Source organism: Lyngbya sp. CCY1209 (assembly GCF_055795065.1).
This window is the reverse complement of the sequence record NZ_JAYFER010000574.1, coordinates 1-15,371: the sequence shown is the minus strand read 5'-3', so window position 1 is coordinate 15,371 and position 15,371 is coordinate 1. Positions and strand designations below refer to the sequence as shown.

Genomic DNA, 15,371 nt, shown 5'->3' with positions numbered 1-15,371 from the left:
CAGGCGCAGAGGCCCTGGCCTCTGCGCCTGCCCCGCCCGGGTCGGATCGCGTTGCGATCCGATCCCGCATAAACCAGCCGGATCGCGTCAGCGATCCGTCCGTTTGGTACCCTCAGTCAGAAGGGCACGTCGTCGCTGGCCGACACAAACCGCGCCACAACCTTCTTGGTGCCGGCCTTTTCAAACGCCACCTCCAGCTTGTCGCCTTCCATTCCGATCACGGCGCCATAGCCGAACTTCTGGTGAAACACGCGTTCGCCGATGGTGAAGGCGGATGTCGCGGTCAGATCGATCACCTGATTTCTGCTCTCGCGCGGCTTGCTCAGCCCGCGCTCACCGGCGCGCGCCTGCATCCGCTTCCAGCCGGGCGAGTTGTACCCGTCCGCCTCGGCCATGCGCGCCTCGATGGTGGAACGGCCGTAGGGGTTGGCGCTCGCCTCGGCAAACCCGGCCCCTGCGCCGGGCGCGGCTGCGCCATAACCGCCACCATAAAGGCCGGGCGGCGTCAGCACCTCCACATGCTCTTCGGGCAGCTCATCGACAAAGCGCGAGGGCAATTGCGACTGCCACTGGCCAAACACCCGCCGGTTGCCCGCAAAGGAGATCGTGCAGACCTCCTCGGCGCGGGTGATGCCCACATAGGCCAGGCGGCGTTCCTCTTCGAGGCCCTTGAGGCCGCTTTCATCCATCGAGCGTTGCGAGGGGAACAGCCCATCCTCCCAGCCCGGCAGGAACACCGCGGGAAACTCCAGCCCCTTGGCGGCATGCAGCGTCATGATCGACACTTTTTGCTCGGCATCCTGCTTGTCATTGTCCATCACAAGGCTGACGTGTTCGAGGAACCCTTGCAGATTGTCGAAGTTTTCCAGCGCCTTGACCAGCTCCTTGAGGTTTTCGAGCCGTCCGGGGCTGTCGGGGTTCTTGTCCGCCTGCCACATGGAGGTATAGCCGCTCTCATCCAAGATGATCTCGGCCAGCTCAACATGCGAGACCTCGGTGCGGGCCTGAAACTCCTCAAAGCTCTGCACGCCCTCAAGAACCGCATCCTCGTCACCGTCATTCGGGATCACGGCGCGGGTCATCTGCCCCCAGCGGGCGATGTTTTCCACGAGACGGCGCAGGGCGGCCCCGCCCTTGCCCTTGATCAGCCCGTCCTCGACCGCGAGACGCGCGCCCTCAACGAGTGAGACGCCGTTTTCCCGCGCCACCATCCGGATGGTCTGCTGTGCCTTGTCGCCAAGGCCGCGTTTGGGCGTGTTGACGATACGCTCAAACGCCAGATCATCCTCGGGCGAGATCACCACGCGGAAATAGGCCATCGCATCGCGGATTTCCAACCGCTCGTAAAAGCGCGGACCGCCAATGACGCGGTAGGGCAGACCAATGGTCAGAAAGCGGTCCTCAAAGGCGCGCATCTGATGCGAGGCGCGCACGAGGATCGCCATTTCATTGAGGCCGTACTGGCGCATGCCCCGGGTGCCGCGCTGCATCGCCTCGATTTCCTCGCCGATCCAGCGGGCCTCTTCCTCGCCGTCCCAATGGCCGATCAGGCGGACCTTTTCACCGCCGTCGGCTTCGGTCCACAGCTCCTTGCCCAGACGGCCCTCATTGCCGCGAATGACGCCGGAGGCGGCGGCGAGGATATGGGCGGTGGAGCGGTAGTTCTGTTCCAGCCGGATCACCTTGGCGCCGGAAAAATCCTTTTCAAACCGCAGGATATTGCCCACCTCGGCGCCCCGCCAGCCGTAGATCGACTGATCGTCATCGCCGACGCAGCAGATGTTCTTGTGCCCCGAGGCCAAGAGCCGCAGCCAGAGGTATTGGGCAACGTTGGTATCCTGATACTCGTCCACGAGGATGTAGCGGAACCAGCGGTGGTATTGCGCCAGAAGGTCCGGGTTGTTCTGGAAAATCTCAACGCAGTGCAGCAGGAGGTCGCCAAAATCGACCGCGTTCAGCTCTTTGAGGCGGGTCTGATACTGATCGTAGAACTCGGTGCCACGATGATTATAGGCGCTGGCATCGCCTGCGGGCACCTTGGCCGGCGTCAGCGCACGGTTTTTCCAGTCGTCGATGATGTTGGCCAGCATCCGCGCGGGCCAGCGCTTGTCGTCGATGCCCGCCGCCTGAATGAGCTGTTTCAGCAGGCGGATCTGGTCGTCCGTGTCCAGAATGGTGAAGTTGGATTTCAACCCCACCAGCTCCGCGTGACGGCGCAGCAGCTTGACGCAGATCGAGTGGAAGGTGCCGAGCCAGGGCATGCCCTCGGCGGGTTGGCCAAGCATGCGGCCTACGCGTTCCTTCATTTCGCGGGCGGCCTTGTTGGTGAAGGTCACCGCCAGGATCTCGTTGGTGCGCGCCCTGTTGGTGGTCAACAGATGCACGATACGGGTGGTCAGCGCCTTGGTCTTGCCGGTGCCCGCGCCCGCCAGCATCAGCACCGGGCCGTCCAGCGTTTCCACCGCCTCGCGTTGGGCCGCGTTGAGGCCATCCATATAGGGTGTGGGGCGCGCGGCCATGGCGCGGGCGGACAGCGATGCGCCCTCAAAGGCGTCCATTTCGTCAAATGTGCTCATGCGGCGATCCTAGCGTGTTTCGGCGACATCGGAAAGAGGTGTTCATGCTCCGTTCACACCGGCGCCTTCCGTTTGCCTTGGCAATCCGCATAGCAGCGACGCCCACGGGAATAAAGTGGCGGCTGCGCGCGCCAAAGGGATAGGGGCGCTGGTCGAATGCGGGCGGTGCTGCGCCGATGGGACCTCGCATCTGCGCCGCGCGGTCTGTAGAACTCCGGACACCGCGCCGGATGCGGAAAGAGTAGAGCCACCATGCGCCGATTGATGTACCTGAGCCACGCCCTGACCTCGATGACGGAGGCAAAGACCGCCGCCATCGTCGAGAAATCGCGGCGCAAGAATGCCGCCTGCGGGCTGACCGGCGCGTTGGTGTTTTCCGATGGTGCGTTCCTGCAAATCCTCGAAGGTCCGGAGGCGGCCGTCGCCGCTCGCTTTGCCGCGATCCGGACGGATGCCCGTCATCACGACATCACCGTGATCAGTGATACAACCGCTGGCCTGCGCTGTTATCCGGAGACGCCCATGGCCCTGCTGCTGCCGGATCAGCTGCCGGAGGATGCCCGGCAGGCGCTCGGCTCCCTCTATGCGCTGCGGCCCCAGCCACAGCGGCGCGGGTTGCGCGATCTGCTGCCGCGGTTCACGCCGCAACTGGCCGCCTGACGCCAGCCCGCTCTGCGCCGGTGCGGGAGGGGGCTGGACAGGGCCGCCGAAACGCCAATGATGGCGGGCATGACTTTGGATCAACGTTTCCCCGGCCTTGATGATCTGCGCGCCAGGGCCCGCGCACGTCTGCCCCGCTTTGTCTGGGAATATCTCGACAGCGCCACCGGGCGAGAAGCCACGCAGGCGCGCAATCGCCGCTGTCTTGACCGGATCGGGCTGATGCCTGCGATCCTGGGGGGACCGCAGGAGGTGGACCTGAGCACCACGCTCTTTGGCACCAGATTGCCGCGCCCCTTTGGCATTGCGCCGGTGGGGATGTCGGGGCTGATCTGGCCCGACGCCGAAGGTCATCTGGCCCGTCATGCGGCGGCGACCCAGATCCCCTATGGGCTCTCGACGGTGGCGAGCCAAAGCCCCGAGGATCTGGCCCCGCATCTGGGGGAACAGGGCTGGTTTCAGATGTATCCGCCCAAGGATGAAGGCATCCGCAAGGATATGCTGGCACGCGCCCGTGCGGCCGGGTTCAAGGTCTTGGTGCTGACAGTCGATGTGCCGGTGGCCTCGCGCCGGGAACGGCAGGTGCGGTCGGGGCTGACACAGCCACCCCGGCTGACCCCGCGCCTGCTGGCACAGGTGGCGATGCACCCCACATGGGCGCTGGGGATGGCGCGGCAGCATCGCGGCGATGGCGGCATGCCGCATATGCGCACGCTGGACAAATACATCGAGGGCGCGGCCTCGGCGTTGTCGTCGACCGCGCATATCGGCTATTTGCTCCGGACTGCGCCCGATTGGGACTACCTGCAGTGGCTGCGCGATCATTGGGAGGGGCCGCTGGTGGTCAAGGGCGTGCTGGATGCGCGCGACGCGCCCCGGCTGGAGGCGGCAGGGGTGGATGCGATCTGGATCTCCAACCACGCGGGCCGTCAGTTTGATGCGGCCCCTGCCCCGATCGAGGTGCTAGAAGAGATGCGCGCCGCCACCCACCTGCCGCTGATCCTCGATAGCGGCATCGAGGGCGGTCTGGATATCCTGCGCGCCATGGCGCTGGGGGCGGATTTTGTGATGCTGGGGCGGGCGTGGCACTATGCGCTTGCAGCATTGGGGGCCGCGGGACCGGCGCATCTGCATGACATCCTGAGCAAGGATCTGAGCGCCAATATGGGACAGCTGGGCATCGGCACGCTGGCAGAGCTGCGCGATCTCAGGCGCCTGCATCTGGACTGAGCCCCCAAAAGTTTAGGCGCGATCCTCGCCCAAGGACCGCGCCTCCCCCGCCTATCCCCCCCGGGTCAGACTGGTTGTTATCGGTGTCGCGCTGACGCGCCCGGCCTTAGGCCGCCAGCAATTGTCTGAAGCTGGCCAGGAAGTCGCGCACCAGATGGCGCACCGTCAGATCGCGACCGCGCAGGGCGCTGTTGATCGGCAGCAAGGCACGCAGCGGCGCGATATTCTCGCCGCCCAGAAGCGGCAGCGCCTCGGGTGTTTCATGCACAAAGACCCAGTCGGTAAAAGCGCGCATCTGAATTTCGCGAGCTTGCAGCACCTCGAAATCGCGGTGGCGCGGATCGTCCTGGATTTTCTGGGCGCGGCGGCGGATGGCAGCTTCGTCGCCTTCGAGAATATGCAGGAACCGCCCCTGATGCGCCAGCAGCATGCCGGTCAGCCCGGCCTTGCGGTTGTTGCGATGACAGGTGCCTGCGATATCCGCGATCTGATGCGCGGTGAGATCCTGGCTGGCGGTACTGACATAGACAAAGCGGTGCATCTCGGTGTTCCTTGGTGCGTGTGGCTGTGACCTTGGTTTGCGGTGGTCTTTGGGGATCGCGTTTTGCAGATCCGGTGCTGTTGATTAAAATTTATCCGAAATCCTCTCGAATAGAAGCACTATCCTTTAGAGTGGTTAACGCCTCCAAAGCACAGGGGCGAAATGCTGCACTGCAAAAAAATGCGTGCACCCGCGCCCCGGGATCGGTAAAACAACGCCAGCCCGCCTTCCCAAACGGCCTTCCGTGGCGGCAGAACGCCGGAATTTCCGGCGCAACCTTCGCGTTTCGGCACTCCCATCCGCCGAAATTCAAGAAAAAGGGGCGCAAGTGAACGCGATCATGCCGCAGATACCCACAAGCCGGGATGTTCTGCGTGTCATACAGCCGTTACCACTTCGCCATCCATCAAGACCCCGGGGGAGAGATGACTGAGTTCAACAAGATCCTGATTGCCAACCGAGGCGAAATCGCCATCCGCGTGATGCGCGCCGCCAACGAGATGGGCAAACGTACCGTGGCCGTCTATGCGGAGGAGGACAAACTGGGCCTGCACCGCTTTAAGGCGGACGAAGCCTATCGCATCGGCGAGGGCCTCGGCCCGGTTGCCGCCTACCTGTCGATCGACGAGATCATTCGCGTTGCCAAGGAATGCGGCGCCGATGCGATCCACCCGGGCTATGGCCTGCTGTCGGAAAACCCCGATTTTGTGGATGCCTGCGCGCGCAACGGCATCACTTTTATCGGCCCCAAGGCCGAGACCATGCGCGCCCTGGGCGACAAGGCCAGCGCCCGCCGCGTGGCGATCGAGGCGGGCGTTCCGGTCATCCCCGCCACCGAGGTGCTGGGCGATGACATGGACGCGATCCGCAAGGAAGCGGCAGAGGTCGGCTATCCCCTGATGCTCAAGGCGAGCTGGGGCGGCGGCGGACGCGGCATGCGCCCGATCCACTCGGACGACGAGCTTGAAGAAAAGGTTCTGGAAGGCCGCCGCGAGGCCGAAGCCGCATTCGGCAATGGCGAAGGCTATCTCGAAAAGATGATCACCCGCGCTCGCCACGTCGAGGTGCAGATCCTTGGCGACAAGCATGGCGAGATCTACCACCTGTTCGAGCGCGACTGCTCCGTGCAGCGCCGCAACCAAAAGGTCGTGGAACGCGCCCCTGCACCCTATCTGACAGATGCGCAACGGGAAGAGATCTGCGATCTGGGCCGCAAGATCTGCCAACATGTGAACTATGAATGTGCGGGCACCGTCGAATTCCTGATGGATATGGAGACGGGCAACTTCTACTTCATCGAGGTGAACCCACGGGTGCAGGTGGAACACACCGTCACCGAAGAAGTCACCGGCATCGACATCGTGCAGGCGCAGATCCTGATTGCCGAGGGCAAGACGCTGGCAGAGGCCACCGGCAAGGCCAGCCAGGGCGATATCACCCTCAACGGGCACGCGCTGCAAACCCGTGTGACCACCGAAGATCCGCTCAACAACTTCATCCCCGACTATGGCCGCATCACCGCCTACCGCTCGGCCACCGGCATGGGCATCCGTCTGGATGGCGGCACTGCCTATGCGGGCGGGGTGATCACGCGCTATTACGACAGCCTGCTGACCAAGGTGACGGCCAAAGCGCCGACACCGGAGAAGGCCATCGCCCGTATGGACCGCGCACTGCGTGAATTCCGGGTGCGCGGTGTCAGCACCAACATCGCCTTTGTCGAGAACCTGCTGAAGCATCCGACCTTCCTGTCGAATGAATACACCACCAAGTTCATCGACGAGACGCCGGAGCTGTTCCAGTTCGCCAAGCGCCGTGACCGCGGCACCAAGGTGCTGACCTATATCGCGGATATCTCCGTCAACGGTCACCCGGAAACCGAGGGCCGCGCCGCGCCGCACCCCGACCTGAAGGAGCCGCGTGCCCCCAAGGTCGACAAGGGCAACCTGCCCTATGGCACGCGTAACCTGTTGGAACAAAAGGGTGCCAAGGCGGTCGCGGACTGGATGAAGGCGCAGCGGCAGCTGCTGCTCACCGACACCACCATGCGCGATGGGCACCAGTCCCTGCTGGCCACCCGCATGCGCAGCCATGACATGATCAAGGTGGCGCCGGCCTATGCGCAGAACCTCAGCCAGCTGTTCTCGGTCGAGTGCTGGGGCGGGGCGACGTTCGATGTGGCCTATCGCTTCTTGCAGGAATGCCCGTGGCAGCGTCTGCGCGACCTGCGCGAGGCAATGCCGAACCTGATGACGCAGATGCTGCTGCGCGCCTCCAACGGTGTGGGTTACACCAACTACCCTGACAACGTGGTGCAGTTCTTCGTCAAGGAAGCCGCCAAGGGCATCGACGTCTTCCGCGTGTTTGACAGCCTCAATTGGGTCGAGAACATGCGCGTCGCCATGGATGCGGTGGTCGAAAGCGGCAAGATCTGCGAAGGCACCATCTGCTATACTGGCGACATCCTTGACCCTGAGCGGGCCAAATATGACGTGAAATACTACGTCGGCATGGCCAAGGAACTGGAGGCGGCGGGCGCGCATGTGCTGGGCCTCAAGGACATGGCGGGTCTGTTGAAACCGGCCTCTGCCAAGCTGCTGATCAAGGCGCTGAAGGAAGAGGTCGGCCTGCCGATCCACTTCCACACCCATGACACCTCTGGCATTGCGGGCGCGACCATTCTGGCGGCGGCGGATGCGGGCGTTGATGCGGTGGATGCGGCAATGGATGCCTTCTCTGGCGGCACCTCGCAGCCCTGTTTGGGGTCGATCGTAGAGGCGCTGAAAAACACCGACCGCGACACCGGGCTGGACATCGGCAACATCCGCGAAATCTCGGAATACTGGGAAAACGTGCGCGCGCAATATGCGGCGTTCGAGAGCGGCCTGATGGCCCCGGCCTCCGAGGTCTATCTGCACGAGATGCCCGGTGGCCAGTTCACCAACCTCAAGGCACAGGCGCGCAGCCTTGGTCTGGAGGAGCGCTGGCACGAGGTCGCCCAGACCTATGCGGATGTGAACCAGATGTTTGGTGACATCGTCAAAGTGACGCCTTCGTCCAAGGTGGTGGGCGACATGGCGCTGATGATGGTCTCTCAGGGCCTGACCCGCGCGCAGGTCGAGGACCCGAAATCCGACGTCTCCTTCCCCGACTCGGTGGTGGACATGATGCGCGGCAACCTCGGCCAGCCTCCGGGCGGGTTCCCCGAAGGCATCGTCAAGAAGGTGCTGAAGGGCGAGGCCCCCAATCTGGAACGCCCCGGCGCGCATCTGGAGCCTGTCGACATTGAGAACACCCGCGCGGAGCTGTCCAAAGAGCTCGAAGGCTTCAAGGTCGATGACGAGGATCTGAACGGCTATCTGATGTATCCCAAGGTGTTCCTGGATTACATGGGGCGCCATCGCCAGTACGGCCCGGTGCGGTCCTTGCCGACACGGACGTTCTTTTACGGCATGGAGCCGGGTGACGAGATCACTGCCGAGATTGACCCCGGCAAGACGCTGGAAATCCGCCTGCAAGCCATCGGCGAAACCGATGAACAGGGCGAGGTGAAGGTGTTCTTTGAACTGAACGGCCAGCCGCGTGTCATCCGGGTGCCCAACCGTCTGGTGAAATCCTCCACCGCGCAGCGCCCCAAGGCCGAGGTCGGCAATGCCAACCACGTCGGCGCGCCGATGCCCGGTGTCGTGGCCTCGATCGGGGTGCAGGTGGGCCAACAGGTGCATGAGGGCGACCTGTTGCTGACCATCGAGGCGATGAAGATGGAAACCGGCCTGCATGCCGAGCGCGACGCGGTGGTGAAGGCCGTTCACGTCCAGCCCGGCGGCCAGATCGACGCCAAAGACCTGCTGGTCGAGCTGGAGTGATCCACGCCACATGCCAGGATTGAGCCGCAGCTCCCAACCGGGGCTGCGGCTTTTTCATGGGCGCGTCTCAGGTCATTACAGTTGGGGTGTCAGGAGCCTACGTTTCAGGGGGCCGGTCAGGCATCCGCGCCGGTCAGCAGCCTGAACTTGCGAAACTCCGCTCCCTGGTACGGCACCATCCCGATCTCCTGCGCGCCCAGGCGCCGCAGCGCGCCGAGGTGGCGGCGGCTGGGAGGCAGCAGGAAGGTCACATAGGGAATGCGCGGGTCCTTCCGGGCAAACCGCAGTGCCGTGTCGGCTATGCGCCGCCCGAGGCCAAACGCATCCGGGCGCAACACCAGGCCAAAATCCCAGTCGTCGCCTTCTTTCTCGAAGCCACCCCAGCCCACATAGCGCCCTCCGACCACAAAGGCCCAATGCCCGAGCCCGTCCTGCGCCCAGCAGCGTTCCTTGTCGGCGACGAATTTCTCGGTGGTGACGGCATCCCAGCGCACCCCGTCGAGCAGGGGCATATGGTCCCGCAGACGCGGGTCGGACATATGCGCGGTGATCTCCTCCGGCGCGATGTCGGAAAGGCGGTGGAACGCGATCTGCTCTGAACGGTCGGGCATCCGGGGGGGCTCCTGTAGCGGCTGAAGTCACCGCGGTAGCGCAGTTTGCCTGAGCCGCGGGATCACGGTCCCGCGAGCCCCAGGAGTGCGGCGATTGCGCCACAGATTTCGGCGCTGCCCGCAAGACACAGGCGGACCGGCGATCGCGACGCAGGCGAACGGGTCAGCATTACTGACCCGACTCCGGGGAAAATTGCCCGGGGCTGCGTCAATTCCCGCCTGTCAAGCTTGCACCTTTTGATCCGTGCCCCAAAACTGTCGCCATTCATTATTGATCTATCTGTTTCCGAGGTTGGCTCATGTCGTCTGCAAAACTTTCCGCTCCGGTGGGCCTGTCGCCCCGTCATAGTTCCGGCGATGAGGTCAAGAACAAGCCCGCCGATGTGCTGCTGGTGCGCCAGATGCTCGAAGCCAACAAGATCGGCCCGCTCGGCACCTCCAAGAAAATGGACGCGGGGCTGTTGAAGGCGATCGCCGCCTTTCAGAAGAAGGCCGGGTTCAAACATCCCGACAAGGTGGTCGATCCCGGCGGGCGCACCTTCAAGATGCTGCTGCCGGGCTACAAGAAGCAGCTCGCCGAAGAGGCCAAGGCCGCCAAGGAGCCGATGGTGGAGGTGAACTTCCGCGGCAAGAAGATCCTCTGCACGCCGAAGGAATTCGAAAGCGTCAAGGCCGATGTGATCAAGCGCCTGACCCCCTATATGAAATCGCTGCTGCGCAACCACGACAACGCGCTGGAAACCTACCGGCACTATCTCGATGTGGCGCAGATGAAGGACGGGGTCCTGGATGCGGTGGCGCAGGCCATCATCCTTCAGGCCGGGTCGGTCGAAATGCCGAAGAACAAGCTCTGCCTGCGGTCGATCTCTGCCAGCGGCAAGCTGGAACGGGCGATGGTGTCCAAGGATCTGAAACTGATCAACGAGGCGCTGCCGGAGGCGGAGAAAGCCATTGGCGCCTTCAACGCCGACCTGCTGCGGTTCCTCAAGGAATTCACCGGCTCCGCCCAGACCACGGCCACCGTGCTGACGGTGTCCTCGGCGGCCTGTTTTGCGGTGGTGGGCGCGTTGGCGGCGCCGGTGCTGGTCACCGGGGCGGGCATGTCCGCGGGCAGCGCGGCGATCGCCTCCGGCGCCGGGGTCGGCGTGTTGCAAAGCGCCAGCCAGGAGCTGGGCAAACACGCCAGCGGCCAGAAGGTGACGGTCTGGGGCTCGATCCAGTCGATCGTGATCGACGGCACCGTCGGCGGGCTGACCGGTGGCATCGGCAGCAAGATCCCGTTGGGGTTCTGCGACGACGCCGCCAAATGGGTGGCGCCGAAACTGGCCGGCAAGGTGGCCTTCCTCAGCACCAAGCAGATGCAAAAGTTCATCGCCAACTACCTGGCCGGCTCGGGTCAGGAGGTGATCAAGACCGTGCTGGGCGAAGCGGTCAAGGAACTGGGCCGCATCATGAAGAGCGGCAAGGCCCCGACCGAAAAGGAATTCCAGGCGATCGTGACCTCGATCCTCTATTCCGCCCTGCTGGGCGGGCTGGTGAAAAACCTCGGCGGTTTCCAGAAGAAATGGGCCTACAAGAACAAGGAGGTCCTGCAAGGCAAGATTTTCCCGGATCGTCTCGCCAAAATCGCCAAGACAAACGACATCCCCAATACGCTGAAGGCGAAACTCTGGGCGGAGGTGATGAACAAGGTCAGCGACGAAAGCCTCAAGGTCGGCTATGGCGCCATCATTTCGCGCGCCACCGGCAAGGAAAGCGAGGCCCAGATGACCGATATGGCCGCCAAGGCCGCCGCCAAGGACAAGGCGCTGATGTCGCTGGTCGACAAGGAACTGACCAAGGCCCTGAAGAAACACAAGGTGCCGGTCAAGTAGCGCCGCCCCAGAGGACAGCATCAAAACGCCATCGCGCCTTGGGTCCGGTGTCCGTCCTGAGCTGAGGATGACGCGCAGGTTATCCCTGCACATCGACCCCGACCCGGCCACTCAGGCGCAGATCCGGGGCGGTTGTGGTGGCCTCCGGCTGCACCGGCGCGAGCGGGTCGAGCTGCACCGACGGCGCCTCGGGGATACGCGCCTGCGACGCACCCTGCCCCGCCTCCTGCGCCACGCCCGCCAGCACCAGGGCGCCCGCCAGGGCCCCTGTCCGCACCGTATCCCAAACGCTCATGTCATCTCTCCCGGCTGTGCCTGCTGTGATCTCCTGTCCCGTGATACGGTCGTAGCGCCCAGATCCGTCGCCGGCGTCTGCACATGAGAAAAATCCGCGCCCAGATGGGATTTGCCCTTGCAGCCCCCGGCGGGGTTTTATAAGTCCCGTCTCACCGAATGGCAGCGCGGGCGTAGCTCAGGGGTAGAGCATAACCTTGCCAAGGTTAGGGTCGGGCGTTCGAATCGCCTCGCCCGCTCCATTCGAAACCGAAAAGGCCGCTCCTCCGGGGCGGCTTTTCGCGTTTCAGGACAGGCACTTGCACTTTTTGATCAAAAGTCTTTGACTGCCGCGCAGCGCCGCGCCAATCCTTGTGACAACCTGAGACAGCAAAGGAATGGCCAGATGTCCTCCGTGATCTACCCGACGACGAATTTCACCGCGACGGAGCAGCTCTGCATCACTCATGGTGAGGGGATCTACGTCTATGACGACAGCGGCAAGGAATACATCGAAGGGCTCGCGGGCCTGTGGTGTACCTCGCTGGGCTATTCCAACACCGAGGTGGTGGAGGCGATCACCGACCAGCTGAACCGCCTGCCCTTCCAGCACACATTCGGCGGCAAGACCCACGCGCCGGTGATGCAGCTGGCCGAGAAACTCAAGGCGATGGTGCCGGTGGAGGATGCCTATTTCTTCTTTGGCAACTCCGGTTCCGACGCCAATGACAGCCACTACAAGATGCTGCGCTATTACTTCAATGCGATCGGCAAGCCGCAAAAGCGCAAGATCATCACCCGCGAGCGCGGCTATCACGGCGTGACGGTGGCGGCGGGCTCGCTGACCTCCCTGCCCGCCAACCTCGCCCATTTCGACGCCCCGCTGGAGGCACTGTCGATCCTGCGCGCCGATGCGCCGCATTACTACACCGGCCGTCAGGGCAATGAGACCGAGGCGCAGTTTGTCGAACGCATCCTGCAAAACCTCGAAGACCAGATCCTCGCCGAGGACCCGGAGACCATCGCCGCGATGATCGTAGAGCCGATCACCGGCGCCTCTGGCGTGATCGTGCCCCCCGAAGGCTACTATGAAGGGCTGCAGGCGCTCTTGCGCAAACATGACATCCTGATCTGGGCGGATGAGGTCATCTGTGGTTTTGGTCGCACAGGCGCGGATTTCGGCTGCACCACCATGGGGATCAAACCGGACCTGATGACCTTCGCCAAACAGCTGTCCTCGGCCTATTTCCCGATCTCCGCCTCAGTCATTCCCGGCTGGATGTACAAGGCGATGGTGGATCAGACCAATGAGGTCGGCGTCTTTGGCCACGGCTATACCTACTCCGGCCACCCCGCCGCCTGTGCCGCCGCGCTAAAAACGCTGGAAATCTACGAGCGCGACAAGATCTTTGACCATGCCGCCGAGGTGGGCGCTTACATGCAAGCGCAGCTGCGCGAGATCTTCACCGATCACCCGCTGGTGGGTGAGGTGCGCGGCAAGGGGCTGATCGCGGCGCTGGAACTGGTCTCCAACAAGACCACCGGCGCAACAATTGCTGGCGGCAAAGGCGGCGCTGCGGCCGTCAAAGCCTGCCAGGACGCAGGCCTGATCCTGCGCGCCGTCGCCGGAAACGCGCTGGCCTTCTGCCCGCCGCTGATCATCACCAAGGCAGAGGTCGACGAGATGCTCAAACGCACCAAGACCGGCGTCGATACCGCCTATGAGGCCTTAAAATCCGAAGGCCTCCTGAACAGCTGACCCAAAACAAAAGGCGCCCCGACCAAAGCGGGCGCCTTTTCATCTTTTCATAAATATCCCGGAGCGCGAGGCAGCGCCTCGCAACAGGCTTTTCCCACACGGAAAAGCGCAACCTGCGCGTCGCAAGGCGCTCCTTTTGGTAATCCTCAGAAGACCTTGAACGTCATCGTCGTCAGCGACCGCTCGATATTGGGGATCTGCAACAGGTGGTCGTTGATATATTTGCCCACATCCTCGCCCGAGGGGATGTAGAGCTTCATCAGCAGATCATATTCCCCGCTGGTTGAATAAAGCTCCGAGTGGATCTCATGCAGCGCAATATCCTCGGCCACCTTATAGGTGGTGCCGGGTTTGCAGCGGATCTGGATAAAGACGCAGGTGGACATTTCTCGCCTCAGCTTCTGTCAGGTCTGGTTGCCCGGCAACCTCGCATGCAGCGCGAAAAAGGGCAATCCCACCCCTGAGCGCCCCTGATGCGCCACAAAGGCACTGCAGAGGCACAGCAATCCTGCGATCCCCCTTGAGCCTGCGCCGCCCCGCACCCTATAAGCCTAGGCGACAGATTGAGGATTTCACCATGCGCACAGCCCAGGTTTCCCGCTCCACCGCCGAGACGGAGATCTCCGTTTCCGTCAACCTCGACGGCAGCGGCACATATGACAATCAGACCGGCGTTGGCTTTTTTGACCATATGCTGGACCAGCTGTCGCGCCACTCGCTGATCGACATGACCATCCGCGCCAAGGGGGATTATCACATCGACGACCACCACACGGTCGAGGATACCGGTATCGCGCTGGGTCAGGCGCTGGTGCAGGCGCTTGGCGACAAGAAAGGTATCAACCGCTACGGCGAGTGCCACTTGCCGATGGATGACGCACAGGTGCGCGCCGCGCTGGATCTTTCGGCCCGGCCCTTCCTTGTGTGGAATGTGGACCTGCCCACGCAAAAAATCGGCACTTTCGACACCGAACTCGTCCGCGAGTTCTTTCAGGCGCTCGCGACCCATGGCGGCATCACCCTGCACGTCGACCAGATCCATGGGGTGAACAGCCACCACATCGCCGAGGCCGCATTCAAGGCCGTCGCCCGCGCGCTGCGCACCGCCGTCGAGGTCGACCCGCGCAAGGCCGACGCCGTACCCTCCACCAAAGGTGCGCTCTGAGGCGCGCTTGCGCCGCTTCTGCCCTGCCCCTTGATCCCGTGCCCCCTGACCCTGTGATGGCTCAAAGCCACCTCGGGGTTCACACCATCCCGAGGACGATCCTATGCTGACCGCCATCATCGACTATGAATCCGGCAACCTGCACTCCGCCGAAAAAGCGTTTCAGCGCATGGCGGCCGAGGTCGGCGCCGGTGAGGTGGTGGTGACCTCCGACGCCGATGTGGTCGCCCGCGCCGACCGGCTGGTGCTGCCGGGCGACGGGGCCTTTCCTGCCTGCGCGGCAGAATTGCGCGGCCACAAGGGCATTTATGACGCGATGGTCGAGGCCGTGGAGGTCAAGGGCCGCCCCTTCCTCGGGATTTGTGTCGGCATGCAGTTGATGGCCACGACGGGGCACGAATATTCCGAGACGCCGGGCCTCGGCTGGGTGGGCGGTGACGTGGTGAAGATCACGCCTGCGGATAGGAACCTGAAGGTGCCGCATATGGGCTGGAACGATCTGGTGATCGACACCCCCCACCCGGTGTTTGATGGCATCTCGACGGGCGATCACTGCTATTTCGTACACAGCTATCACTTCCGTGTCGCCAATCCGGCTGAACGTCTGGCGCATGTGGATTACGCCGGGGATGTGACAGCGGTGATCGGGCGCGACACCATGCTCGGCATGCAGTTCCACCCGGAAAAAAGCCAGCATGTCGGGCTCAGGATGATCGGCAACTTTCTCACCTGGACGCCCTGACACCCCGCGCTGATCTGGACGCCTGCCGCCCGAAAGGGCGGCGCGCGCAAGGGGCCCCAGGCCGCTTGCGCGCC

General features: G+C 63.4%; 13 protein-coding genes and 1 tRNA gene. 9 read left to right on the top strand and 5 right to left on the bottom strand.

From position 1 onward, the window contains the following. Nucleotides 1-116 precede the first annotated feature (116 nt). Nucleotides 117-2,576: an ATP-dependent helicase gene (locus AC0QHF_RS20450; protein WP_324706084.1), complete on the bottom strand. Its 2,460-nt coding sequence runs from the start codon at nt 2,574-2,576 to the stop codon at nt 117-119. Between the two features lie 252 nt (nt 2,577-2,828). Here AC0QHF_RS20450 and AC0QHF_RS20445 point away from each other — a divergent pair, with 252 nt between their 5' ends. After that, nucleotides 2,829-3,236: a BLUF domain-containing protein gene (locus AC0QHF_RS20445; protein ID WP_239324019.1), complete on the top strand. Its 408-nt coding sequence runs from the start codon at nt 2,829-2,831 to the stop codon at nt 3,234-3,236. 57 nt (nt 3,237-3,293) lie between these two features. Beyond that, nucleotides 3,294-4,466 (top strand): alpha-hydroxy acid oxidase, encoded by a 1,173-nt coding sequence (locus AC0QHF_RS20440; protein ID WP_324706083.1) that lies wholly within the window; start codon nt 3,294-3,296, stop codon nt 4,464-4,466. Between the two features lie 106 nt (nt 4,467-4,572). Here AC0QHF_RS20440 and AC0QHF_RS20435 read toward each other — a convergent pair whose 3' ends face one another. After that, nucleotides 4,573-5,007, bottom strand: coding sequence for a BLUF domain-containing protein (locus tag AC0QHF_RS20435; protein WP_239324015.1), 435 nt, complete (start codon nt 5,005-5,007; stop codon nt 4,573-4,575). 20 nt (nt 5,008-5,027) lie between these two features. Here AC0QHF_RS20435 and AC0QHF_RS20430 point away from each other — a divergent pair, with 20 nt between their 5' ends. Beyond that, nucleotides 5,028-5,339: a hypothetical protein gene (locus AC0QHF_RS20430; RefSeq protein WP_324706082.1), complete on the top strand. Its 312-nt coding sequence runs from the start codon at nt 5,028-5,030 to the stop codon at nt 5,337-5,339. Nucleotides 5,340-5,432: 93 nt separating this feature from the next. Next, on the top strand, nt 5,433-8,873 hold the full coding sequence (locus AC0QHF_RS20425) for a pyruvate carboxylase (protein WP_324706081.1): 3,441 nt from the start codon (nt 5,433-5,435) through the stop codon (nt 8,871-8,873). 116 nt (nt 8,874-8,989) lie between these two features. On the opposite strand, the gene AC0QHF_RS20420 is transcribed toward AC0QHF_RS20425, so the two are convergent. Beyond that, nucleotides 8,990-9,484, bottom strand: coding sequence for a hypothetical protein (locus AC0QHF_RS20420; RefSeq protein ID WP_324706080.1), 495 nt, complete (start codon nt 9,482-9,484; stop codon nt 8,990-8,992). A 299-nt stretch (nt 9,485-9,783) separates the two neighbouring features. Between AC0QHF_RS20420 and AC0QHF_RS20415 the strand changes: the two genes are divergently transcribed. After that, nucleotides 9,784-11,358, top strand: a complete 1,575-nt coding sequence (locus tag AC0QHF_RS20415; protein ID WP_239323997.1) for a hypothetical protein — start codon at nt 9,784-9,786, stop codon at nt 11,356-11,358. Between the two features lie 79 nt (nt 11,359-11,437). On the opposite strand, the gene AC0QHF_RS20410 is transcribed toward AC0QHF_RS20415, so the two are convergent. Then, complete coding sequence (locus AC0QHF_RS20410; RefSeq protein WP_324706079.1) at nt 11,438-11,653, bottom strand: hypothetical protein; 216 nt, start codon at nt 11,651-11,653, stop codon at nt 11,438-11,440. Between the two features lie 166 nt (nt 11,654-11,819). On the opposite strand from AC0QHF_RS20410, the gene AC0QHF_RS20405 reads away from it, so the two are divergent. Next, a tRNA-Gly gene (locus AC0QHF_RS20405) sits at nt 11,820-11,894 on the top strand. 143 nt (nt 11,895-12,037) lie between these two features. Then, on the top strand, nt 12,038-13,390 hold the full coding sequence (locus tag AC0QHF_RS20400; protein ID WP_324706078.1) for an aminotransferase: 1,353 nt from the start codon (nt 12,038-12,040) through the stop codon (nt 13,388-13,390). Nucleotides 13,391-13,536: 146 nt separating this feature from the next. On the opposite strand, the gene AC0QHF_RS20395 is transcribed toward AC0QHF_RS20400, so the two are convergent. Beyond that, nucleotides 13,537-13,776 (bottom strand): Lrp/AsnC family transcriptional regulator, encoded by a 240-nt coding sequence (locus tag AC0QHF_RS20395; protein WP_005652398.1) that lies wholly within the window; start codon nt 13,774-13,776, stop codon nt 13,537-13,539. A 191-nt stretch (nt 13,777-13,967) separates the two neighbouring features. Between AC0QHF_RS20395 and hisB the strand changes: the two genes are divergently transcribed. Together hisB and hisH are read left to right on the top strand one after the other, a co-directional pair. Continuing rightward, nucleotides 13,968-14,555 (top strand): imidazoleglycerol-phosphate dehydratase HisB, encoded by a 588-nt coding sequence (gene hisB, locus AC0QHF_RS20390; RefSeq protein WP_239323991.1) that lies wholly within the window; start codon nt 13,968-13,970, stop codon nt 14,553-14,555. A 103-nt stretch (nt 14,556-14,658) separates the two neighbouring features. Beyond that, nucleotides 14,659-15,297: an imidazole glycerol phosphate synthase subunit HisH gene (hisH, locus tag AC0QHF_RS20385; RefSeq protein WP_324706077.1), complete on the top strand. Its 639-nt coding sequence runs from the start codon at nt 14,659-14,661 to the stop codon at nt 15,295-15,297. The last annotated feature ends 74 nt before the right edge of the window (nt 15,298-15,371 follow it).